The sequence below is a fragment of the Maritalea sp. S77 genome, from assembly GCF_049801075.1.
GTDB lineage: Bacteria > Pseudomonadota > Alphaproteobacteria > Rhizobiales > Devosiaceae > Maritalea.
On the sequence record NZ_JBNAGG010000006.1, the window covers coordinates 25,405 to 47,856 of the forward strand.

Here is a 22,452-nt window from a genome sequence, read left to right on the forward strand (position 1 = left end):
ATGGGTTCAATTTCAAGATTTATGGCCAAATTTGACCGTTAAGACTGCGGCTTACTCTGCCGCGGTGGTCGCCGGATGCCGCACCGTGATGCGCGACAGAATGAAGGCGCCAACACCGCATAGGGCGATCACGGCCAACATTGGCACAGGGGTGCCATTAAACACGAGACTAGATATGGCCATGGCCAATGCCCCGAGCATCATTTGCATGGTGCCGCCAAGCGATGCGGCTGCCCCTGCAATTGGCCCATGCTCTTCCAGCGCCAACACCATGGAAGTTGGAATGATCAATCCCATGAAGCCATTGGCGATGATGAAAAGAATGATGAGTGACGTTAAGCTGCCAAAGCCCGAGAAGAACACACCGAGCAAGATCAACACCATGATGGCATAGCCTAATGTTGCAGCACGGATTAGCCGCTCAGCGCCAAATTTGCCCATGAGGGTGGCGGCGAATTGTGAGGCGACAAAGAAGCCAGATGCGTTGGCCGCGAATGCCAAGGAAAATTGGGTTGGCGTGAGGCCAAAATGCTCCATATAGACGAATGATGCGCTGCCCAAAAAAGTGAAAAACGCTGCCATGCCCAGCCCACCAATAAAGGTGAGACCGAGATAGTTGGCATCACGCAGCAAGACACCAAAACTATTGAACATGGTTTTGGCATCAAAGGCTACGCGGTTTTCTGGCTTTAAAGTTTCTGGTAAGGCAAAGGCCGCCAGTGCGATCGACAATATGGTGGCGAACGCGATGGTGAGAAATACAGCGCGCCAACCAAATGGAACGATAACCATGCTGCCCAGAAGTGGCGCGAGCATGGGGGAGATCGAAATTACGATCATGATGGTCGACATCATGCGGGTTGCCTTTTGCCCTGTATAGAGATCGCGGATCACCGCCCGTGGAATGGACATGGGGGCCGCCGCGCCAATGCCTTGCAGGAAGCGCAGCACAATTAGGGTTTCGATATTGGGCGCAAAAGCGCATCCAATGGACGACAGTAAAAACAATCCAAGGCCAAAATATATGGGCTTCTTGCGGCCAAACATATCGCTGGCCGGGCCATAAAAGAGCTGACTTGCGCCGAAGGCGATGAAATAAGACATAAGGGTCAATTGCGCGGCAGAGGTTGAAGATTGCAGATCTTCCGCCAATAGCGGCAATGCGGGCAAATACATATCGATGGCGAAGGCACCGATGGCGCTCATTAAGCCCAGTATGAGCGAAAATTTAAGTATGTTGCGGTCCATGAATAGTCTTTCGATTAGGGCGTCGAACAAGGGTCGGCAATTTGAAAAGAAAAATATCACGTCGCCAACAAGGTGACATGAAAAATGCAAGGTCATATGGCAATGTGCCGCACGACTCGGGGGACGGAAACAAAACATGAAATGAGCAATTTGCCAAGCGGAGAAGGTGAATTGAAGATGCGACCTCGCGTTCATTGGTTCACCGATAGTTTGGTTGCACCGGGCTGCGGTTGGCCTTATATGCTGTAGGCAATAAAGGAGTTCTCCATGTCTGATCTTGGATCCGAAGTGATTTCCCGCAGAAAATCAGTTGGCGTAATGGTTGGCGATGTGCAGGTTGGTGGCGATGCGCCGATCGTGGTGCAATCCATGACCAATACGGACACAGCCGACATTGAAAAGACTGTGCGCCAGGTGGCCGAGCTGTGGCGCGCTGGGTCGGAAATTGTGCGGATCACCGTGGATCGGGATGAAGCGGCGGCGGCCGTGCCTCATATTCGTGATCGGCTGATGGCCATGAACATTAATGTGCCACTTGTGGGCGATTTCCACTATATCGGGCACAAGCTGTTGTCGGATCATCCTGCTTGCGCTGAAGCGCTGGCCAAATATCGGATTAATCCGGGCAATGTGGGTTTTAAAGCCAAGCGTGATACGCAATTTTCGCAAATGATCGACATTGCCAATCAAAATGACAAGCCGGTGCGCATTGGTGTCAATTGGGGCTCGCTCGATCAAGAGTTGCTGACCAAATTAATGGATGAAAATGCTGAACGCGCCCAGCCATGGAGCGCAGCGCGGGTGCAGCGCGAAGCGATCATTCAATCCGCTTTGATGTCCGCAGCGCGGGCGGAAGAATTGGGCATGGGGCGCGATAAGATTTTGCTCTCCACCAAAGTGTCAAATGTGCAGCATTTGATTGATGTTTATACCGACCTTGCGCAGCGTTGTGATTATGGTTTGCATCTCGGCCTGACCGAAGCCGGCATGGGCGCGAAAGGCATTGTTGCCTCGTCAGCAGCGCTCGGCATTTTGCTGCAGCGCGGCATTGGCGACACGATCCGCATTTCGCTGACGCCGGAACCGGGCGGTGATCGCACTTTGGAAGTGCAAGTGGCGCAGCAATTGTTGCAGACCATGGGCTTCCGGCAGTTTCTGCCAGTCGTCACCGCTTGTCCGGGCTGTGGCCGCACCACGTCCACTGTGTTCCAAGAATTGGCAAAAGATATTCAGGATCATCTGGACAGCTCCATGCCGGTTTGGAAAGAGAAATATCCTGGGGTTGAAGGTTTGAGTGTTGCAGTTATGGGCTGCATTGTGAATGGGCCGGGCGAAAGCAAACATGCCGATATTGGTATTTCGCTACCCGGTACAGGTGAAACGCCAGCCGCCCCCGTGTTTATTGATGGGCAGAAGGCCAAAACCTTGCGTGGACCCAACATTGCCAATGAATTTAAAGTGATGGTGGCCGACTATATTGAGAATAGGTTTGGTGGTTAGGGACACCGCGCTTTTAGACGCCATTGTTGATCTCGATATGTTGCTGCTGAAAGAGCACACCGAGGCTGCGGGAGATCGGTTTGAACGCGAATCGCATCGACAAGCATTGGCACAACGGTTTGATTGCGCGGAGATCATTGATATTTGGCGCGATGATGAATTAATTGCCTATAGTTATATCTGGCCCAAAGATGATCGCTGGTTTGTGGGTGGCTTTGCCATTCGGCCGGATCATCGCAATGCCGCAATTATGAGTGAATTGCTCATGCAGCTTTTGGAGCGCACTAATGCTAGTCCACAGGTGCATGTGGAAAGTCATGTCTATAAAGCCAATCGCCTGTCGATGGACTTTCATCAAAAACTAGGTTTTGAGATCATACGAGAAAATGAAAAGGGTGTTGCGTTTGTCCATCGCCTAGATGTGTTGAGACAGCATCCAATTGTACAGCGTGCAGCAAAGCGCGCGGACCGGGGGGAGAAATATGGATCATAAGGGCTTAAAAGAGTGGAGCAAAAAGGCAGCAGATTGGGCACATGATTATCATGGGGGCCTGAGAGAGCGGCCGGTGCGGGCCACGCTGGAACCGGGGTCGTTGCGGGATCAATTGCCTACTTCAGCACCAGAGCAAGCCGAAGCGATGGAAACAATCTGGGAGGATTTCACATCGTTGGTGCCAGGTGCGATGACCCATTGGCAGCATCCGCGCTTTTTTGCCTATTTCCCAGCCAATGCGGCACCTGTGTCCATGTTGGCGGAGCAGTTGGTCAATGCCATGGCCAGCAATGCTTTGATTTGGCAGACAGCACCTGCCGCGACCGAGGTGGAACAGGCGATGATGGTGTGGCTGCGCAAAGCGCTTGGCCTACCAGATGCGTTTACCGGCACCATCCATGATAGCGCCACCACGGCCACCCTTTCGGCCATTTTGACCATGCGTGAGGCGGCGTTGGAATGGAAGGGGCTTTATGAGGGCCTCTCGGGCCAGCCGCGTATGCGGATTTACGCCAGTGGCGAAACCCATTCCAGCATTGATAAGGCCATACGGGTTGCGGGCATTGGCCAAGATAATTTGGTGAAAATCCCAGTGGATGACGATTTGTCCATGCGGCCAGATCTGTTGGCGCAGGCAATCAAGGAAGATCGCGCGGCGGGCTATTTGCCTATTGGCATTGTGCTGTGTGCAGGCGGCACGTCGGTTGGTGCATTTGACAAAATGAAGGATTGCATTGCCATCGCGCGTGAAGAAGATTTGCCCACGCATATTGATGCGGCTTGGGCGGGCAGCGCCATGATCTGCCCCGAGTTTCGTGAACTTTGGGATGGGGCCGAAGGCGCTGATAGCATTGTCTTTAATCCGCATAAATGGCTGGGAGCGCAATTTGATTGTGCGGTGCAGTTTATGCGCAATCCTGTTGATCAAGTGCGCACGCTTGGTTTGCGGCCAACTTATCTGGAAACTTTGGGCACGTCAGAAGTCACCAATTTCAATGAGTGGACAGTGCCGCTTGGCCGTCGTTTCAGAGCGCTAAAGATTTGGTTTTTGCTGCGCGCGCATGGATTGGAAGATTTGCGGCAACGCATCCGCAATCATGTGGCATGGGCTAATGAGCTTTATGGCAAAATTGCACAATTACCTGGTGTTGAAATGACCACGCCGCCACATCTCTCTTTGTTCAGCTTTGCGCTGGACGCAGGCGATGTGGCGACTGAAAAGCTGTTGCAAAAGATCAATGATGACGGGCGTATCTATCTCACTCAAACGCACCATAAGGGGCGTTTGGTGATCCGCGTGCAGGTCGGTCAATTCGATTGTACCCGCGACGATGTGATGATGGTTGAAACGGTGCTGAAAGAGTTTTTGACCTAGCACTTATCGCTTTTGTGCCAGCACCCATAAAGAATCGTCTTTTTCGAGCTCAGTATAGACCGCACTTTGCACCAATTTTAGCTGTTCACCCAAAAGGGCGGCCAGTTGCTCGGGTTGCCGATAGTAAAAGCGCATGCCCATCATTTCTTCCATACTGTCGCCACGCCAAAAGCTATGGAAGAGAAGGCCATCATCGTTCAAGCATTCGGCTTGCGCTGCAAAGCTTTGGCGCAACTCATCATCTGAGAAATGGTGCAGCACTTTGTTGGAATAGATGCAATCAAACTGGCGGGCAATGTCCATGGTGATCGCGTTGAGCTCGGTCACGTCAGCCTCGGGATTCGCCTTTTTATATCGCTCAACAAAATAGGCTGAATAGTCAGATCCTGTCACTTGATAATGCTTGGCCAGCAAGTCTAAATCCACACCGGGGCCCATGCCCAATTCCAATAAAGATTTGCCATCTGGCAGATGGCTGGTGAGAATTTTGATCAGTTCTGCGCCATCATAGCCTTCAGCCATTTGGACATATTTCTCGGCATTTTCGGGGTCATCATAGAAGCTCATCAGGACGTCCTTTCTGCAAAGTGGGTGACCAATTGTGCCAGAGGCGTTGCCCGTTTGCCAAATGGATCGAGCAAGGAAAGGGCAGATTGCAGTTCAGACCGCAACGCAGATTTTGCGTGGTCCAAGCCGTGGCTGGCGATCAAGGTTGATTTGCCTTGGGCTTCATCCTTGCCAGCGGTTTTGCCCAATTGCTCCGAGCTTTGGGTCGCGTCCAAAATATCGTCTGCCAATTGATAGATGCGGCCCGCTGCCTCGCCAAATTGAGTGAGGATGTCCAATTCATTTTTATTTGCGCCGCCCATCAGCGCGCCGATGCGCACAGAGGCACGGATAAGTGCGCCCGTTTTCATGGCGTGGATCAGCGAGATTGTTTTCGGATCATAGCCTTGGCGTTCCCCCTCAATGTCGCGCATTTGCCCGCCCGCCATGCCGCCCACACCAGCACCTTGCACCAACTCAATCACCAATTGATTGCGCAATGCCGGATCGGGGTGGCAGTTTGCATCGGCCAACAATTCAAAGGCATGGGTCAGTAAGGCATCTCCAGCCAAAATTGCGGTGGCGGGGTCGAAGGCGATGTGCACTGTGGGTTTGCCGCGGCGCAATTCATCATTGTCCATATCTGGCAGATCATCATGCACCAGCGAATAACAATGCACGCATTCAATCGCCGCTCCAGCCTGAATGAAATTGCCTTGAGGCGCCTCAAACAACTTTGCAGTAAGCGCCACCAGAACGGGGCGCAGTCTTTTGCCGCCGTTCAGCGCGCCATGGCGCACCGCTTCAACCAAGCGATTTGGTGCGGGCAGGGGCCTGCTAAGCTGTTGTGCGGTTAGGTGATGTTCTAAAAACTGCTCGATTTTTTGAGCGGTCTCAGCCATGGCGACATTCAGGTCAGACATAGTGCCCTTATTGCTTTGCGGCAGGTTGACGGGTAAAAAGAGTACTATCGGCCCCAATTGACAAGATCAATAGTGGTTTTGTTGCGAATTAAGACTAGCCAAACCGCATAAGAACGCGTATAACCCGCGCCAACAGATTAAAGTTTGCTAGATGGCGCTTTCACTTTTCGTGCAGGTGCCGTTTTGTTGATGGAGTTAGAACCATGGCAGTACCTAAGAAAAAAGTGTCCGGCATGAAGCGCGGCAATCGCCGTTCAACAGATGCCCTTAAGGCACCAACTTACGTTGAAGATAAAGATAGCGGCGAATTGCGTCGCCCGCACCACGTTGATTTGAAAACCGGCATGTATCGCGGTCGTCAAATCATGGAGCCCCGCGACAGCTAAGTCGTTTGTGCTTTGTGCAAGAAATTAAAGCCTGTCTCCCTTGGAGGCAGGCTTTTTTGCGTTCAGCTTAATGAGCGTGCGCCGCGGGTCACCATGGAGCGCACGATCAATTTGTGAAATGGCTTGATTAAAAACAGATAGCTGTATCCCACCCAATTGTGCCGATGCACCCATGTGGCGGCATAGAGCTTTTTGGGGCGATTGGGCAAACGATAGACGGAGACGCGATAATCTAGATGCGTGTCGTCGTCGCCCATCAAAATCTCATTATTGTCGCGATAATAGATGCGAAAGAAATTTATGAGTTCGCCGGGTCTGCACTCGCCCTTTTGCGATTGATTGCCGTCAAACTTAATGCGCAGCCCAAACGGCTTTACCAATATATTGCGCAGCATGAGCAAAAATTGCGCCCATTTGGGTGGGGTTGTGGCGAAACTGCGGGCCAGTTCATCAATCGTGATGTGGGACCCCACTTCACCGAGTTCTACGCTGAAACAATCTACGAAGTCTTTTCGGCCAATATGTTCGTTGAGTTTGGCGGAAAGGGGCAATCGGTCGGCTTTTGCGCGCATTTCTTTGTCCTCAATGCAATTGGGCGCATTAAACGCCAATTCTGCGTCGAGCGACAGGGCGAAATTGTCGCGGGGGGTGGGGCAGATTGGTTGCAAAGAAAATGAAATCAATTGATGATGCGGCAGACTTTGAACAGCACTTAAAGGAGCGGCAAATGACATCACGTATCGAAACTGATTCAATGGGTGAGATTGAGGTGCCAGTTGACCGTTATTATGGCGCGCAGACTGCCCGCTCGATGCAAAATTTTGCCATTGGCAATGAGCTGATGCCGATTGAAGTGGTCCACGCATTCGCCATTTTGAAAAAGGCGGCGGCGCAAGTTAATTGTGAGTTGGGCTTGTTGGAGGCCGACAAGAAAGATTTGATTGTTGCGGCAGCGGATGAAGTCGCCTCTGGTCAGCTTGATGATCATTTTCCGCTTAAAGTCTGGCAAACCGGGTCAGGTACCCAATCCAACATGAATGTGAATGAGGTGATCTCCAACCGAGCCATTCAAATGGCAGGTGGGCAGATGGGCACCAAGGAGCCGATCCACCCGAATGATCACGTCAATAAATCCCAAAGCTCGAACGACACATTCCCCACTGCCATGCATATTGCGGCGGTACAAGAGTTGGTGAAGCGGCTCAAGCCTGCGGTGCGCCACTTGCGTGATATTTTGGACAAAAAGGCCAAGCAATATGACGACATCATCAAAATCGGCCGCACGCATTTGCAAGACGCTACGCCCCTGAGCTTGGGGCAGGAGATTAGCGGGTGGGTTGCCCAACTCGACTTTGCGCTGGAGGCAATCGAAGCGCAAGAATCGCAAATGTTGCAACTAGCGCTTGGCGGCACCGCTGTTGGCACTGGCCTCAATACACATCCTGAATATGCAGCGCGCGTGGCGCAACGCATTGCGGAGCTAACAGGGCATCAATTTGTGACGGCTGAAAACAAGTTTGCTTATTTGGCTGCGCATGATGCTTTTGTGGGTATGCATGGGGCCGTCAAGCAATTGGCCGTCGCGGCTATGAAAATTGCCAATGATGTGCGCTGGCTCGGCTCAGGTCCGCGTTGTGGCATTGGGGAGTTGAACTTGCCAGCGAATGAGCCGGGATCATCCATTATGCCGGGCAAGGTGAACCCCACTCAATCTGAAGCGCTGACGATGATTGCCACACAGGTTATGGGCAATGATGCCACTATTGGCATTGCCGCCAGCCAGGGCAATTTTGAGTTGAATGTGTTCAAACCAGTGATTGCTTATAACTTCTTGCAATCTGTACGTTTGCTTGCGGATGGGTTGAATAGTTTTGCCGACAATTGCGCGGTGGGTTTGGAGCCGAATCGAGAGAATATCCAGAACCATTTGGAGCAATCTTTGATGTTGGTGACAGCGCTCAATCAGAGAATTGGCTATGATTCTGCAGCCAAGATCGCTAAATATGCGCATCAAAACGGCACGTCTTTGCGTGCGGCTGCGTTGAAGCTTGAGCTGCTGAGCGAGCAAGAATTTGATGAGATCGTACGGCCTGAAAAAATGATTGGGCCAAAGGCCTAGCGCTGCAAACCGCTGCTAGGCGTCAATCGTGCGGTTATATCCAGCAGGCATCCGCTTGATAATGCGTTCCGCATTGGCGCGGTAGGCAGATTGCGCGACGTGAGTGCCGGGCCGTGCTTGGCGCCGATTGGGCATCACGTTTGGTCGCTGTGCCAACAGATGGGCGACGAAGTGGGCCTCAGGCCGATAGGCATGGCGACGACGAGCCTGATGTGACTGACCTTCAATCACAATCGGCACATATGCCATTGCTTTATCGTTCCGTTCTGCAGCCATCAATTTGCCTACCTGTTTCAAAATGGGACATTATTGCCCTTATTTTTCAGCAAGTATGCCAGCAAATGATGGCCACATAAAGGATTTGTTAACTTTTGCCCGCGGGTTTCTGATGGTGTGGTTAAGACGGGAGGTTAACGTTAGAACTGGTCTTTTGCCTTCCGCACTGCCGCGAAAATCTCATGTTCCGGCGCGCCCAATTTGTCTACTGCCTTGGCGATAAGAGGGTCATCAATTCGCAGAAATGGATTGTTGGCTTTCTCAAATCCAAGGGTTGAGGGCAGCGTGGCTTGGTTCGCGGCGCGGCGCTCTTCAGCCCACTGCAAATGTTGCTTCAAGGCTTGATGGTCTTGGGTTAGGCTCAGCGCAAATTTGATGTTGTCGATGGTATATTCATGGCCACAATAAAGCGCGGTTTCGTCCGGCAGTCGGCGCAATTCTCTTAGGCCTTGCCACATGGCATCAGCCGGCCCATCAAACATGCGGCCGCAACCAACAGAAAATAGCGCGTCGCCAGCGAAAAGGGTTGGCTGCTCCTGCAAGAAATAGGCAATGTGACCACTGGTGTGGCCGGGCGTTGATAGAATTGTAAAATGGCCCGCGCCGAAAGGGAGAATTGCGCCGGGGGCGATTGTTTCGCTATGGGGTGAAATCTGATCTTTTTCCGCCTCGGGCACAACAATGATCGGGTTATACCGTTCGTTGATTTTGCCAAGCCCGTCTACATGGTCCCAATGGCGGTGGGTCACCAACACCATATCTGGCTGCCAGCCACGTGCATCCAAAAAGTCCAATATTTTGTCATCATCAGGGGCATCGATCATCGCCACTTTGTTTGTGGTGCAGCATTTGATGAAAATCGCATAATTGGTGTCGAGCACCGGTAGCATTTCAATTTCAAACTTTTGCGTCATCAGTGAATCCCTTAAAATTGGCGTTGGCATTATGGCTGCTGGCAGACTACATTTAATGCAAGTGCAATGCGAGGTGAACCCGGGCCAATGTCGGTAACGATTGATGATTTAATGCAATTTTACCGGTCGCCGTTGGGGCGCATTTCCCGGCGGTTGATTGCGGATACCATGTTGCCCCTTGCGCCGGTGCAAGGGCAACGGGTGTTGGGTATTGGATATGTTACGCCCTATCTCAGCCGCTTGCGGGCTGATGCAGAGCGGGTGATGGCCTTTATGCCGCAGCGCCAGGGCGTGACCCATTGGCCGCAGGATGCGCCAAGCCTTTCCGCCTTGGTGGACCCGCTTGAATTGCCTTTGACTGACAGTGCGGTCGATGTTGTGATTGCTATCCACGCGTTGGAGCATCTGTTCGATCTAGAAGAATTTATGCAAGAATTATGGCGTATCACTGCGCCGGGTGCGCGGGTGATTCTGGTTGTGCCCCGGCGACGAGGTTTTTGGGCGCAGCGCGATACTACGCCTTTTGGCCATGGCCATCCATTTTCTCAAAACCAGTTGGCGCGTTTGCTTAAGGATCATTCCTTCACGCCGGAAGTTTGGCGCGAGGCGCTTTATTTGCCGCCGTCCAATTTTGCGCCGCTGCTTAAATCAGCTCGCTTATTTGAAACGCTTGGGCGCTTGTTGGGCTCCGGCCTTGCCGGAGTTATGTTGGTGCGGGCGCGTAAGGAAATGTATCCCGCTGTGACCCGCCGTCGTCGGGTGCCAAAATTTGCAAATGTACCGGGCTTGGTGTCGCAACCAGCTTGGCCCACTGGACATTTGCGTTAAAGTCCGTTCGCCTTCCGCGATAAACACCAAAGGATAACAGAGTTTTCTTTGCGTCTTGGCAAGGCTTTGCCTATGGTGCGCCCGGCTAAATTCTTCAGGAAGAACAAAATGTCAGACAAACCAATTGCACGTTCCTCGATTTTGGACATTGCCGCCTATAAGCCTGGCAAATCCAAATCACCAACTGGCCAGGCTTTGGCCAAGCTCTCCGCCAACGAGTCGCCTTTGGGCGCCAGCCCGAAAGCCATTCATGCCTATCGGGATTATGCGGAGAAGTTGGCGGAATATCCGGATGGTGGCGCAACAGCCTTGCGCACGGCCATTGGTGAGGTGCATGGGTTGGACCCAAATCGCATCGGCGTAGGTGCAGGGTCAGATGAGATTTTGCACTTATTGGCACAGGCTTATGTAGGCCCGGGCGATGAGACCTTGATGTCGCAATATGGCTTTTTGGTTTATCCTATCGTCACCAAAGCGGCGGGCGGCACTTGCGTGCAGGCGTCTGAAATGGATTTAAAGGCGGATGTAGATGCGTTGCTTGCGGCGGTGACTGAGAAAACGCGTATTGTGTTTCTTGCCAATCCAAACAATCCAACTGGCAGCTATTTGGATGCGGATGAAATTAATCGCCTGCATCAAGGGTTGCGCGCTGACATATTGTTGGTGCTTGACGCAGCTTATGCGGAATATGTGGATGCATCAGATTATGAGGCGGGCATCGCGCTTGTGAACCGCGCTGAGAATGTGGTGATGACCCGCACATTCTCCAAGATCGGTTTGGCGCATTTGCGTGTTGGCTGGTTCTATGGTCCGCCGCATATTTTGGATGTTTATAATCGGCTGCGTGGCCCGTTCAATGTGAATGGCATTGCGCAAGCTGCTGCGGAAGCGGCGGTTCAAGATGTTGAATTTACAGCAGAATTGAAACGCCACAATGCTGAGATGCGCGAACTATTGGTGCGCGAATTGCAGTCCAACCGCTTTAAAACCTATCCAAGTCAGTGCAATTTTGTGTTGACCGAGTTTGCTGATGAGCCAGGGTTCACAGCGGCTGACGCCTTTAATCTATTGATGGAAAAGGGCCTGATTGTGCGTGAAATGCACTCCTATGGCCTGCCCAATTGCTTGCGCATCTCCGTGGGGACTGAAGCGCAGATGAAATTGGTGATCCAAACGTTACAAGAAATGAGTGAACATGGCTGAGACCATTCAATTTGACCGTATTGCCATTATCGGGATTGGCTTGATCGGATCTTCTATTGCGCGTGCAATTTTGCGCGGCAATCTAACCGCGGAGCTGGCGATTTCAGACGCTTCGCCGCAGCATTTGTCCGAAGCTGAGAAGCTTGAGTTGGGACATGCATTTCATCAAAACCCGCTGGATGCGGTGAAGGATGCAGATCTGGTGATCCTTTGTACGCCCGTTGGAACTTATCGCGAAATTGGCGAAAAGATCGCCCCGGGTTTGAAAGCGGGCGCGATTGTTTCTGATGTGGGCTCGGTAAAAGAACATGTGGTCAATTCGCTGCAAGATGTGCTGCCTGCTCATGTGGACTTTATTCCCGGGCACCCGATTTCGGGCACCGAAAAATCTGGCCCTGCAAGTGGCTTTGCGGAATTGTTTGATCATCGGTTTTGTGTTTTGACGCCCACGGACAATGCTGCGCAATTGTCCGTCGACCGGTTGAAAGCCTTTTGGGAAGCTATTGGTTCAGACGTGGAAATTATGGATGCAAAGCACCATGATTTAGTACTCGCGATCACCAGCCATGTGCCGCACTTGATTGCGTACAACATTGTGGGCACCGCTGATGATTTGGAAAGCGTAACAAAGTCAGAAGTGATCAAATTTTCTGCTGGTGGTTTTCGTGATTTTACGCGGATTGCTGCGTCCGACCCCATTATGTGGCGTGATGTTTTCCTCACCAACCGTGAAGCGGTGTTGGAGATGTTGGGGCGCTTTTTAGAAGATCTCAGCATGTTGCAACGGGCTGTGCGCGATAGCGATGGCGAGATGCTGGAAGGCTTGTTTACCCGCACCCGCAATATTCGGCGTTCGATTATTGATGCGGGGCAGGAAACTGATGAGGCCGACTTTGGCCGGCACCATCGGGCAGAAGCTGATGAAGATCAGGCTTAGGTTTGTTGCCTAAAATAGGGCTGGCACCATATAGATTGGTGCCATGCCCAAGCTGATCACGCCTGCATTCGCCATCACGGGAATATTGTGGTTGCCCTCTTGATCGGGGGCACCAACAATAGCCGCGGCCATGGGGCCAAGGGCGGACAGGTCGAACTGGCTGACAATATTTTGCGATTTTGTGCGCAAAATACCTTGCAAGAAACCTTGTTCAGTTAGGCCAAACTCACCATCGGCAGTCAGTGCAATTTCTTGTGCTTCACTTTGCCCCAGCGGCACTATACGCCCTTTGGTTTCATATTTTGCGATCCGCAATTGCCCCTCTTCAGCAGCGAATTTTCGCAAAATGTCGGGGAACATCCAATTGTTCAGATTTTGATCGAGCGTGGTGATTTCCGCTTCAATTTGCGTGTCCAATGTTTCCACGCCCATTTGTGGGCTTTGTACATTTTTGAAAGTTGCGTAGGCGAAAAAGCCGCTATCCTTTTCTGCATGGGCCAAGAGATGCGCTTCGATCAAATCGGCATTAGCGACATCTACTGTGCCGATCAATTGATCCGACCAGACAGGCTTGAGCAATTGAGCAGAAACCCGCTGTAGTTGCATGGAGAAATTGGCGCGCGCGCTGGCTTCGGCCTTTTCGAACCGCAATTGTTTTTTGGCACCAGTAAAGGCGTTTTCATATTCGATGGGGCCTTCAAGGAACGCCAGGATATGGGTCGGGCGATAAAAAAGTGCAGTCGCCTCAATCTTTGGAATAGAGATGGTTGCATCGCCCGAGTGTAGGGTCGCGTTCATGCAGCGTACATCAAAACGGAAGGGGAAACCAGAAACGCTGCGGTCAGCACATTCGAGGTTTAATTCCGGATCATCAATGGCCGTTTGAATTTGCTGATCAATTTGTCGCGCCACGAAAAACCACGCAGCCGCAACTGCCCCGCACACGAAAATTATTGCCGCCAGCATGATTTTGAATTTTGCCATGATCAAATCCTAACGATTGTGCGGCGTTCGTTTGCGCACGCCTTGTGTCTTTAAAGAGAAGTTTGTACATCTCAATGATGGTTTTTCAAACAGGTGATTTGGCGAATTGATGGGAAAGTGGGTTTTCGGCTACGGCTCCTTAATTTGGCACCCCGGTTTTGAGTTTTTGACCAAAAGCCCTGCCTTGTTGCGTGGGGCGCATCGCCAGCTGTGTATTTATTCCTTCACGCACCGCGGTACGGAAGATTGTCCTGGGTTGGTTTTTGGGCTCGACCGCGGTGGGGCATGTCGAGGCATGGCATTTGAAGTTGATCCCCATCTTTGGGATAAAACCTATGCCTATTTGCACGCGCGAGAGCAGCAAAATGGTGTTTATCGGGAAACGTCGCGCCGCATTGCTTTGGATGATGGACGGCATGTAGATGCGCTGGTTTATTTGGCAGATCCTCGCCACAGGCAATATGCTGGGCGGCTTGATCATGATGAGCAGCTGAAGTTGGTGCGGCAAGGGCAGGGACAGGCTGGCCCCAACGTGGATTATGTGGTGAATACCTATGCCCATTTGGTGGACATGGGTATTCAAGACCATGGATTAGACGCCTTGGTGCGCGCACTCAAGCACGGTTAGCGCGCGCCATTTCACTTTATTTGTTAGAGTAAAAAGCCCGTGCCTTAAGCGGCGCGGGGCAGTTCGTGGTGGGTGCGTGTCAAATCCCAGCTGATCAAGCTTTGAGCCGCCAAATCTTCAATATCGATGATATAGGCTTTATCCGCTTTGTTGACCACATCCATGAATTCGGCCCGATTGGGTTGATCGTGCACAAGGCTTTGGCCTGAGCCGACCCAAACAACGTCTTCGCCTGTGGAGGAGCTTACACTGAGCAAGCAGACTTGATCGTCGCGAATGCGGAGTTTTTCTAGTGTCGCGGGCTGGGCTTTATATGTTTTGCCTGACCGGCCTACAAAGGACACCGGGCTATCTTCAGCCGTATCTTGATGATGTTCAGCGATGTAGGATGATTTGGTTGATATCTCGAAAGGCGAGATACACAACTCTTCTGCGTCAAATTGAGCAGAATCAAATGAGTAAAGTGTTCCTTCAGTCATAAACTGCCTCGCAAGGTTCCCCAACTTCGTATGGCATCGCGGTACGGAACAAAACTAGAACAAAATCCGCGTAGAGTCAATTTCTTTATAATATGATCTATATCTATTGATTATGGCAGGAGTTTGTCAATATCTAGTAGTTATGCGGATCGGCGTTGATCGATGCGATTTTGGAACGCTTCCGAGATTGGCAGGCTGATTCCGTTTTCCAGATCCTCAAAGATCATTTTTTCGGTTTCAGTTTCGATAACCCGTTGCAATTCGGCATGAAATTCGTCCGCATCCAATCCGGGTTGGATTGGTTTTAAATAGCGAGCGCGGGCAGTGCCGGGCCACAGCACATGCGAATTTCGTGGCCAATAAAGCCCTGACGTCAGCGCCACGGGAACAACAGGTATGTTCAACTCCGTATATAGTTTCACGATGCCCCATTTATAATTGGGCTCGGCCAATGGTGCTTTGCGGGTGCCTTCGGGATAGATCACAATCCGGCAATCATGCTTGATTGCCTCTTTGGATTGCTCAATCATTTGCGGCAACGCCTCACGGCCCTTTTTCCTGTTCACAGAAATGGTGTGGAAGTTGCGCGCCGCCCAGCCGAAAAACGGAATGTCCAGCAATTGCTTTTTGGCGATGAAAGAAGGACGGCGGCCCGTGGCGGGCAAAAGCGCAAATATATCCCAGTCTGACTGGTGTTTTGAGGCGATGATGAATGGCCCGTCAGGCAAGTTTTCCTCACCCTCAATTTTCGATTTGATGCCGACAAAGATGCGTAGGAAAAACAGATTGGATTGGTACCAAAGCCAAACGATTGGATAGCCAGAAAATTTGGGTGCAACCAAGGAATAAAGCCCCATTGGAATCGCCAAAATTGTGGTGACACCGATGAAAAACACATAAAAAAGTAGCGAGCGGATGGTTTGCACAATCATGTTGCAGCCTATCGAATCAGGTCCAAGCAGGGATTAAGGCGCAACCTGCGCCAAAAAGCGGTGTACTGTAATCCGTGAGGTTGCGCTTGTCAGCCCAGCAATGATCGCCACAACGATCAATAGGCCAAAAATACCTAGCCATCCCAATGAAAATTGACCGAACAAGAGTTCTATTTGCTCAGCATTTTGGCTGGGCAGCAGGTAATTGGTAATCACGCCTGCCAAGATGAAGAAGATGAGAGCAGCGACGCCGCCAACTGCGCCACCCTGCATGCCAATGGAAAGAAAACGCGTTTGGAAAGCGCGGGCAATGAAGCGATCTGACGCGCCGATGAAGTGCAGCACGTCTACAATTTCACGGTTGGATGCCATGGCGCCATTGGTAGCAAAAATGACCGCCAAAATAGTCGCTGCCATGATCAACATCAGTGCCAAGAGGCCGGAGAATACAATCGTGCCAGACATGGCATTGAGTTTTTGTTGCCACGCTTTGTGTGTATCAATGCTTGATCCTGGGAGGGATTGGGTGAGCTTCTCTTCTAAGGCCGCCTGGTCAAACGCGTTTGGGTTGGTGAGGTGCACCACTATCAAGCGGGGCAGATCAAAGCCTTCCAAATCAAACTCGTCACCAAGCCACGGCGCCAAAAGGCGTTCGCTATCTTCAATGGTCAATTCACGGGCGCTGCCAACACCGGGGCTGTCCAACGCCAAGCTGATGGCTGTGCGCACATTCGATGTCATCTCATCGCCGTCAACTGGCTGGAGTTGAATGGTAATTTCGCGCCCCACCTCAGAAGACCATGCGACAGCGGAATTTTGCACCAGATAAACCGCCCCAAAGGTGACACAGCTCAAAAAGGTCATGATCGCGACCAGCAGAGCAAGGGTGCGCCCCGCAATTGAAGAGCGCGGAACGATGGCGATTTCAGCGCGGTTGCGGTTCAGAAATTCTTCAATCATGAATGCTCACCTCACCATTTTGCAGCTGCAATCTGGGGAATCTGAATTGGTCCAATAAATGCAGTTCGTGTGTGGCCAAGATAATGGTTGTGCCCATGCGGTTAAGTTCAACGAATAGGTGCAACAAGCGCTCTGCCAATTCCGGATCTACATTGCCGGTTGGTTCGTCGGCCAGCAAAAGCTCTGGCTTGGCGATGACGGCGCGGGCGATGGCCGCACGTTGTTTTTCGCCGCCAGACAATAATTCTGGGCGGGCGTTAATTTGATGGCCGAGCCCGACCCAATCCAAAAGCTCTTGCACATTGGACCGGTATGATGCTTCTGGCTCGCCGCGCACCGCCAAAGGCAGAGCCACATTTTCAAAGGTGGTGAGATGCTCGAGCAGGCGGAATTCTTGAAACACAATGCCGATATGTTGGCGCATGGCCATTAGGGCTTCTTTGTCCAGTCCTGCAACATCTTTGCCAAACATGTTGAGCCGACCTGAGCTGGGGCGCAACGACAGCAAAAGCAGCCGCAAAAGCGACGTTTTACCTGCCCCGGAAGGGCCTGTTAGAAAATGAAAGGAACCGGGGTCAATTTTGAAATTGAGATTTTTCAGAATCTCTGGACCTGTGCCGTAATGCAGACCCACATTATCAAATTCGATCACTGGCAACTCCCGAATCACTATTTGGCAACCATGTTAGCAGTGATGAAGCATTGTTTGGGCGAAAGCTAGTCCGGTTTTTTCGGAGTGTTAAGATTCTGCGGTCTAAGATGCATCTAAGTGTTGGAAGAAGTGTCTTAAAGAACCCATGATCATTGTATGCCCAAATTGTAGCGCCGAATATGAGGTGGCTGATCAAGCCATTGGTGAGAGCGGCCGGGTGGTGCAGTGCGCGAGCTGCGCGCAATCATGGCGTGCCAAACAAGCGCCACCAAAGCCAAAACCGGTTGAGGTTCGCGAAGTTGAATTGGCAGATGATTCGGACGATTTTGCCCGTTTGCTTGATGATGCGATGCAGGAAGAGGGTTTAGACCCGATCAAGCGCGAAGCGCAAAAGAAAAAGACGGCCAACGAAGAAAATGGTTCGGAAAAGAACCAAGATGCGAACCAAACTGAAGATGAAGCAGCTCTTGATCGTGAAATAGAGTCGTTGGACGCTGGCGAAGCCGCGCTTGATGATGAAGGCGATGCTTCAGGCGAGGGAAAATCTGGCAAGGGTGCCGGAAAACTCGAAGCACTTGGCGAAGATAATGCCATGGAATCAGCGTCTTACGCTACTCGTCGCCGAACGCGGATCGACCGGATGAAACGGGCGCGGCGCGTGGCAAAACGCCACCGAGATATTGCCCGTGGTCTACCGATGGCGCGCACCCGCCGCATGATCACCACCACCTGTTTGGCGCTTAGTGCCGCTATCCTTTTGGGGCTGTTTTCGTTCCGTGTTGAAGTGGTGCGCCTCTACCCGGAGATGGCCAGCCTATATAGGCTTTTCGGGACAAATGTGAATGTTGTTGGACTTGATTTTGCAAATGTGCGTACAATTCGCTCGTGGAAGGACGGACATGAGGTCCTGAACGTGACGGGTGACATTCAAAATGTGACCAGCAAAATAGCATATTTACCTCCCATTAGGGTGGCGCTGGTTAGAGATGACGAAACTGTCATCTACGAATGGAACATGACACCGGGCGTATCCGTCTTAGAGGCTGGTGGTTCTTTTGAGTTTTCAACTCAATTGTTGTCACCGCCAAATGATGTGCGTCGTGTGAAGCTATCATTTCTGGATTGGCAGTCTGGCAAAGCAAGAATTTCCAATTCAGAATAATAATAAAAACAGGACGTGGGTAAGGAGTATTGGGTAATGGCACGGATTTTATTGGCGGAAGATGATCCTAGTGTGCGCGGCTTTGTGGCCCGCGCCTTGGAAATGGATGGTCATGCTGTGCTGGCAACCGAAGATGGCGGCCTCGCAGCGGAAGCTATTTTGGAACATGAAGGCGAATTTGATCTCCTGCTCTCAGACATCAAAATGCCAGTGATGGACGGCATCGCGCTCGCTTTGCGTGTGGCAGATCAATATCCTGAAGTGACCATTTTGTTGATGACTGGCTTTGCGGACCAGCGGGAACGTGCGCATGGGCTTGATGCTTTGGTGCATGATATTGTGCCTAAGCCATTCACGCTGGCCGATATTCGCGCAAAGGTAAAAGAAGCACTGGATGGCCGCGCCGCAAAAACAGTGACATTGGCGCAGCAATTGGGCGCTTAAGAAAATTACGAGTACGCTTAATGCGACTTGCTAGCTTATGAAAAAAGCCCCGCATAGCGGGGCTTTTTTATATCCAATCCGGCACAGAATCCTGGCCGATCAAATCCTCATAGGTTTGACGCGGGCGGATGATGTGGAACTGGTCACCGTCAACCAGCACTTCGGCGCATAGGGGACGCGTGTTGTAGGTGCCTGACATAACGGCGCCATAGGCACCGGCGCTCATCACTGCGAGGAGGTCGCCTTCTTGCACGTGCGGCAGGTGGCGGCCTTTGGCGATATAATCGCCGGTTTCGCAAACTGGGCCGACCACATCGCCAATCCGATCTTGTAATTGCGCGTCTTCCTTGACTGGTTGAACCGTGTGATAGCTTTCATAAAGCGTTGGGCGCAGCAGATCGTTCATGCCCGCATCTACGATGACAAATTGCCGTTCTGCGCCTTCTTTCACATATTCCACTTTGGTGATGAAAATGCCCGCATTGCCCGCGACCATGCGGCCCGGCTCAAGTACGATTTCACAGTCCAGATGGTTGAGATTTTTGCGTACGATCTGGGCGTACGCCATGGGCTCTGGCGGCACCTGATTGGAATTGTCATAAGGAATGCCCAAGCCGCCACCAACATCGATGTGCTTGATTTTGTGGCCCGCATTGCTCAGCTTTTCGACCAGTTCTGCCATAAGCTTGAACGCGTTGTCGAACGGCTCTAAATCGGTGATTTGCGAGCCGATATGCATATCGATGCCCACCGCCTGCAAATGATCACAGTCGGCAATCAGTTGATAGACTTCATTTGCGCGTTCGAAGGGGATGCCGAATTTGTTTTCCGCTTTGCCGGTTGAGATTTTGGCATGGGTCTTGGCGTCCACATTTGGGTTGATGCGCACAGAAACTGGGGCAATCTTGCCCAAGGACTTCGCCACTTCATTAATGCGCAAAAGTTCCGGTTCGCTTTCGGCGTTGAAGCATTTGATGCCTAAATTCAGCGCATAGGCGATTTCTTCGTGGGTTTTTGCGACGCCCGAAAAGACGATTTTATCCGCTGGAATACCTGCCTTTTCGGCCCGCATAAGTTCGCCAAGGGAGACCACGTCAGCGCCAGCCCCAAGGCTGGCCACCAGTTTCAAAATGGCTTGGTTTGAATTGGCTTTCACGGCATAGGCCACAAGGGTTGGGCGGTCGGCAAAAGCTTCCTGCATCACCTTGATATGGCGCGTGAATGTGGCGCGAGAATAGAGATAAAAAGGTGTGCCCACTTCTGACGCAATGTCAGTGATGGCCGCATCTTCGGCATAAAGCTCGCCGTTGCGATATTGAAAATGGTGCACCATAAATTGCCCTTATGCGCTGGTGAGGCGATCGCGCCAGACTTTGGCTGCCGCTTTTACGTTGGCTGGCGATGTGCCACCGAAGGAAGTGCGGCTTTTTACAGAATCCTGCACAGTCAACACTTTGAATACGCGGGCGTCGATGCGCTCATCGATTTCTTTAAAATCTTCGATGGTGAGCCCGGCAAGATCGCAGCTTTTTTCTTCTGCCCGTGCCACGGCGGAGCCGGTGATATGGTGTGCATCGCGGAACGGCACATTTGCCTCGCGCACCAGCCAGTCGGCCAAATCAGTAGCAGTGGCAAAGCCGGCGCCTGCTGCATTGCTCATGGCGTCCTTATTCACTTTCAAATCCTTGATCATGCCTGTCATCGCGGCCAAGGCAAGAGACAGGCTGTCAAACGCATCAAAGGTGACTTCTTTGTCCTCTTGCATATCTTTTGAATAGGCAAGCGGCAGACCTTTCATCACAGTCATCAGCGAGACCAATGCGCCGGAGATGCGGCCAATTTTGGCGCGGATCAGTTCTGCAGCATCTGGGTTGCGCTTTTGCGGCATGATGGAAGAGCCGGTTGAGAATTTATCGGACAAGCGGACAAAGCCGAATTGTGCGGTGGACCAGATCACCAACTCTTCTGACAAGCGCGACAGGTGCATGGCGCATAGGCTGGCGGCGCTCAAAGATTCAAGCACAAAGTCACGGTCGGACACAGCGTCTAGTGAGTTTGCCGTTGGGCGGTCGAATCCCAAGGCCGTCGCGGTCATGTCGCGATCGATGGGGAAAGACGTGCCCGCCAATGCGGCACAGCCCAAGGGGCTTTCGTTTAGGCGTTTGCGGGAATCTTGGAAGCGGCCAACGTCGCGGCCCAGCATTTCCACATAGGCCATCATATGGTGGCCAAAAGTCACAGGTTGCGCACTTTGCAAATGGGTGAAGCCGGGCATCACGCTATCTGCATGTTCTTCGGCGCGCTCGACCATGGCCAATTGCAATGTTTGGATTTGGGTCACAAAAGTGTCGAGGCAATCGCGCACATACAGTTTAAAATCAGTGGCCACTTGGTCGTTTCGTGAGCGGGCTGTGTGCAGGCGACCTGCGGGTTCGCCGATGATTTCCTTCAGCCGCGCTTCCACATTCATGTGAATATCTTCGAGTGCGCGCGAAAAAGTGAACGTGCCTGCGGCAATTTCGTCACTTACCTGATCTAGACCAGATAGGATTGCATCTTTATCTTCTTCGGTCAGGATGCCGACACTGGCTAACATTTCCGCATGGGCTTTTGAGCCTGCAATATCTTGGGTGTGGAAGCGTTTGTCATAGTCGATGGAGGCGTTGATTTCTTCCATGATCGCATCTGGACCGGTGGCAAAACGGCCACCCCACATTTTGTTGCTCATTGTACCCTCTTTTAGGAGAACCTATGTCCTCTCAACCATCAAATCCAAACGGCAATGACCGCGAAGATGGTGCCAACACTGCCCGTAAAAAGGGCCTAAGCATTGGCGCGGCCGCTGCAATTGTCGTAGCTATAGCGACCGCAGTGTGGGTTAGCAATGGGAACAATGGCGGAAATGGTACGGCTGTCGCCAATTCTTGCCCCGCAAATCCTGAGGTGCAGACGGCGCTGGATGAAAAAGCAATCGGCGATTTGGCTGCTGTGCAAGTCACAGCCAAGGGCGCGCGTTACGATGAAATCAGCTTTATCCATGAGAATGGAGAAGAAGTTGGTTTTAACGCCTTTGAGGGCAATGTGACCTTGGTGAATTTCTGGGCCACATGGTGTGCCCCTTGCCGTGCTGAGATGCCGGAGCTGGAAGCGTTGCAAAAGGATTATGGCGATAAAGGCTTTACGGTCGCGACCATCAATTTAGACATTGGCGATGATGGCCTTGCCAAGGCGCAAAAGTTTATGGATGAGGAAAATCTTAGCCAATTGCCGCTGCATCGTGATCCGACATTTGATGCGTTTGAAGTGCTGAAAAAGCGCGGCGTGGCGTTGGGCTTGCCCGCCACTCTGGTCTTGGGGCCAGATGGCTGCGAGTGGGGCGTGTTAGCTGGGCCTGCTGCCTGGCATGGCGATGACGCGAAGGCGTTTGTTGAAGCTGCCCTCGCATTGGCGGAAGAAAGCTAAG

25 protein-coding genes are annotated in these 22,452 nt (G+C 51.8%); 12 read left to right on the forward strand and 13 right to left on the reverse strand.

The annotated features are described in order from the left end of the window. Positions 1-51 precede the first annotated feature (51 nt). Positions 52-1,248, reverse strand: a complete 1,197-nt coding sequence (locus ACP15Y_RS15635; RefSeq protein WP_424984048.1) for a multidrug effflux MFS transporter — start codon at positions 1,246-1,248, stop codon at positions 52-54. A 267-nt stretch (positions 1,249-1,515) separates the two neighbouring features. On the opposite strand from ACP15Y_RS15635, the gene ispG reads away from it, so the two are divergent. Genes ispG through ACP15Y_RS15650 form a run of 3 tightly spaced genes read left to right on the forward strand, consistent with a single transcriptional unit; the run spans position 1,516 to position 4,616 of the window. Beyond that, on the forward strand, positions 1,516-2,748 hold the full coding sequence (gene ispG, locus ACP15Y_RS15640) for a flavodoxin-dependent (E)-4-hydroxy-3-methylbut-2-enyl-diphosphate synthase (protein ID WP_424984049.1): 1,233 nt from the start codon (positions 1,516-1,518) through the stop codon (positions 2,746-2,748). After that, a complete protein-coding gene (locus tag ACP15Y_RS15645; protein WP_424984050.1) occupies positions 2,741-3,241 on the forward strand; it encodes a GNAT family N-acetyltransferase in 501 nt (166 codons plus the stop codon). The genes ispG and ACP15Y_RS15645 overlap by 8 nt, the downstream gene beginning before the upstream one ends. Next, the gene (locus ACP15Y_RS15650) at positions 3,231-4,616 is read left to right on the forward strand and encodes a pyridoxal phosphate-dependent decarboxylase family protein (protein ID WP_424984051.1); all 1,386 of its coding nucleotides are present in this window, start codon (positions 3,231-3,233) and stop codon (positions 4,614-4,616) included. The genes ACP15Y_RS15645 and ACP15Y_RS15650 overlap by 11 nt, the downstream gene beginning before the upstream one ends. Before the next feature lie 3 nt (positions 4,617-4,619). Here the strand turns inward: ACP15Y_RS15650 and ACP15Y_RS15655 are convergent, their stop codons facing one another. Both ACP15Y_RS15655 and ACP15Y_RS15660 read right to left on the reverse strand, forming a co-directional pair. Next, the gene (locus ACP15Y_RS15655) at positions 4,620-5,183 is read right to left on the reverse strand and encodes a class I SAM-dependent methyltransferase (RefSeq protein WP_424984052.1); all 564 of its coding nucleotides are present in this window, start codon (positions 5,181-5,183) and stop codon (positions 4,620-4,622) included. After that, positions 5,183-6,085 carry a polyprenyl synthetase family protein gene (locus ACP15Y_RS15660; RefSeq protein ID WP_424984053.1) on the reverse strand — a complete coding sequence of 301 codons (903 nt, stop codon included), beginning with the start codon at positions 6,083-6,085 and terminating at the stop codon, positions 5,183-5,185. Before ACP15Y_RS15660 ends, ACP15Y_RS15655 begins: the two co-directional genes overlap by 1 nt. Positions 6,086-6,288: 203 nt before the next feature. On the opposite strand from ACP15Y_RS15660, the gene rpmF reads away from it, so the two are divergent. Continuing rightward, the gene (gene rpmF, locus ACP15Y_RS15665) at positions 6,289-6,471 is read left to right on the forward strand and encodes a 50S ribosomal protein L32 (protein ID WP_236115093.1); all 183 of its coding nucleotides are present in this window, start codon (positions 6,289-6,291) and stop codon (positions 6,469-6,471) included. Between the two features lie 62 nt (positions 6,472-6,533). Here the strand turns inward: rpmF and ACP15Y_RS15670 are convergent, their stop codons facing one another. After that, the gene (locus ACP15Y_RS15670; protein ID WP_424984054.1) at positions 6,534-7,205 is read right to left on the reverse strand and encodes a DUF2867 domain-containing protein; all 672 of its coding nucleotides are present in this window, start codon (positions 7,203-7,205) and stop codon (positions 6,534-6,536) included. Between ACP15Y_RS15670 and fumC the strand changes: the two genes are divergently transcribed. Further along, a complete protein-coding gene (fumC, locus tag ACP15Y_RS15675; protein WP_424984055.1) occupies positions 7,199-8,590 on the forward strand; it encodes a class II fumarate hydratase in 1,392 nt (463 codons plus the stop codon). The genes ACP15Y_RS15670 and fumC overlap by 7 nt on opposite strands. 15 nt (positions 8,591-8,605) lie before the next feature. On the opposite strand, the gene ACP15Y_RS15680 is transcribed toward fumC, so the two are convergent. Together ACP15Y_RS15680 and gloB are read right to left on the reverse strand one after the other, a co-directional pair. Then, positions 8,606-8,866 carry a hypothetical protein gene (locus ACP15Y_RS15680; RefSeq protein WP_424984056.1) on the reverse strand — a complete coding sequence of 87 codons (261 nt, stop codon included), beginning with the start codon at positions 8,864-8,866 and terminating at the stop codon, positions 8,606-8,608. A 140-nt stretch (positions 8,867-9,006) separates the two neighbouring features. Next, positions 9,007-9,780, reverse strand: coding sequence for a hydroxyacylglutathione hydrolase (gene gloB / locus ACP15Y_RS15685; RefSeq protein WP_424984057.1), 774 nt, complete (start codon positions 9,778-9,780; stop codon positions 9,007-9,009). An 87-nt stretch (positions 9,781-9,867) separates the two neighbouring features. Between gloB and ACP15Y_RS15690 the strand changes: the two genes are divergently transcribed. The 3 genes from ACP15Y_RS15690 to ACP15Y_RS15700 all read left to right on the forward strand — a co-directional run bounded on the left by ACP15Y_RS15690 (position 9,868) and on the right by ACP15Y_RS15700 (position 12,748). Beyond that, positions 9,868-10,608, forward strand: a complete 741-nt coding sequence (locus tag ACP15Y_RS15690; protein WP_424984058.1) for a class I SAM-dependent methyltransferase — start codon at positions 9,868-9,870, stop codon at positions 10,606-10,608. Positions 10,609-10,716: 108 nt separating this feature from the next. Further along, positions 10,717-11,811, forward strand: coding sequence for a histidinol-phosphate transaminase (hisC, locus tag ACP15Y_RS15695; protein WP_424984059.1), 1,095 nt, complete (start codon positions 10,717-10,719; stop codon positions 11,809-11,811). Then, positions 11,804-12,748, forward strand: coding sequence for a prephenate/arogenate dehydrogenase family protein (locus ACP15Y_RS15700; protein ID WP_424984060.1), 945 nt, complete (start codon positions 11,804-11,806; stop codon positions 12,746-12,748). Before hisC ends, ACP15Y_RS15700 begins: the two co-directional genes overlap by 8 nt. Before the next feature lie 9 nt (positions 12,749-12,757). Here ACP15Y_RS15700 and ACP15Y_RS15705 read toward each other — a convergent pair whose 3' ends face one another. Then, positions 12,758-13,732 (reverse strand): DUF2125 domain-containing protein, encoded by a 975-nt coding sequence (locus ACP15Y_RS15705; RefSeq protein WP_424984061.1) that lies wholly within the window; start codon positions 13,730-13,732, stop codon positions 12,758-12,760. Positions 13,733-13,841: 109 nt separating this feature from the next. On the opposite strand from ACP15Y_RS15705, the gene ACP15Y_RS15710 reads away from it, so the two are divergent. Next, positions 13,842-14,360: a gamma-glutamylcyclotransferase gene (locus tag ACP15Y_RS15710; RefSeq protein WP_424984062.1), complete on the forward strand. Its 519-nt coding sequence runs from the start codon at positions 13,842-13,844 to the stop codon at positions 14,358-14,360. Between the two features lie 44 nt (positions 14,361-14,404). Here ACP15Y_RS15710 and ACP15Y_RS15715 read toward each other — a convergent pair whose 3' ends face one another. The 4 genes from ACP15Y_RS15715 to ftsE all read right to left on the reverse strand — a co-directional run bounded on the left by ACP15Y_RS15715 (position 14,405) and on the right by ftsE (position 17,383). Beyond that, positions 14,405-14,839, reverse strand: a complete 435-nt coding sequence (locus ACP15Y_RS15715; RefSeq protein WP_424984063.1) for a hypothetical protein — start codon at positions 14,837-14,839, stop codon at positions 14,405-14,407. Positions 14,840-14,979: 140 nt separating this feature from the next. Continuing rightward, on the reverse strand, positions 14,980-15,771 hold the full coding sequence (locus ACP15Y_RS15720; RefSeq protein WP_424984064.1) for a lysophospholipid acyltransferase family protein: 792 nt from the start codon (positions 15,769-15,771) through the stop codon (positions 14,980-14,982). 33 nt (positions 15,772-15,804) lie between these two features. Further along, positions 15,805-16,731, reverse strand: a complete 927-nt coding sequence (locus ACP15Y_RS15725; RefSeq protein ID WP_424984065.1) for a cell division protein FtsX — start codon at positions 16,729-16,731, stop codon at positions 15,805-15,807. Then, on the reverse strand, positions 16,724-17,383 hold the full coding sequence (ftsE, locus tag ACP15Y_RS15730; protein WP_424984066.1) for a cell division ATP-binding protein FtsE: 660 nt from the start codon (positions 17,381-17,383) through the stop codon (positions 16,724-16,726). Before ftsE ends, ACP15Y_RS15725 begins: the two co-directional genes overlap by 8 nt. Before the next feature lie 145 nt (positions 17,384-17,528). Here ftsE and ACP15Y_RS15735 point away from each other — a divergent pair, with 145 nt between their 5' ends. Both ACP15Y_RS15735 and ACP15Y_RS15740 read left to right on the forward strand, forming a co-directional pair. Next, positions 17,529-18,545: a zinc-ribbon domain-containing protein gene (locus ACP15Y_RS15735; RefSeq protein WP_424984067.1), complete on the forward strand. Its 1,017-nt coding sequence runs from the start codon at positions 17,529-17,531 to the stop codon at positions 18,543-18,545. A 36-nt stretch (positions 18,546-18,581) separates the two neighbouring features. After that, a complete protein-coding gene (locus tag ACP15Y_RS15740; protein ID WP_424984068.1) occupies positions 18,582-18,989 on the forward strand; it encodes a response regulator in 408 nt (135 codons plus the stop codon). Positions 18,990-19,056: 67 nt separating this feature from the next. Here the strand turns inward: ACP15Y_RS15740 and lysA are convergent, their stop codons facing one another. Continuing rightward, a complete protein-coding gene (gene lysA, locus ACP15Y_RS15745; RefSeq protein WP_424984183.1) occupies positions 19,057-20,319 on the reverse strand; it encodes a diaminopimelate decarboxylase in 1,263 nt (420 codons plus the stop codon). 12 nt (positions 20,320-20,331) lie between these two features. Next, the gene (gene argH / locus ACP15Y_RS15750) at positions 20,332-21,717 is read right to left on the reverse strand and encodes an argininosuccinate lyase (protein WP_424984069.1); all 1,386 of its coding nucleotides are present in this window, start codon (positions 21,715-21,717) and stop codon (positions 20,332-20,334) included. A 23-nt stretch (positions 21,718-21,740) separates the two neighbouring features. On the opposite strand from argH, the gene ACP15Y_RS15755 reads away from it, so the two are divergent. Beyond that, a complete protein-coding gene (locus ACP15Y_RS15755; protein ID WP_424984070.1) occupies positions 21,741-22,451 on the forward strand; it encodes a TlpA family protein disulfide reductase in 711 nt (236 codons plus the stop codon). The last annotated feature ends 1 nt before the right edge of the window (position 22,452 follow it).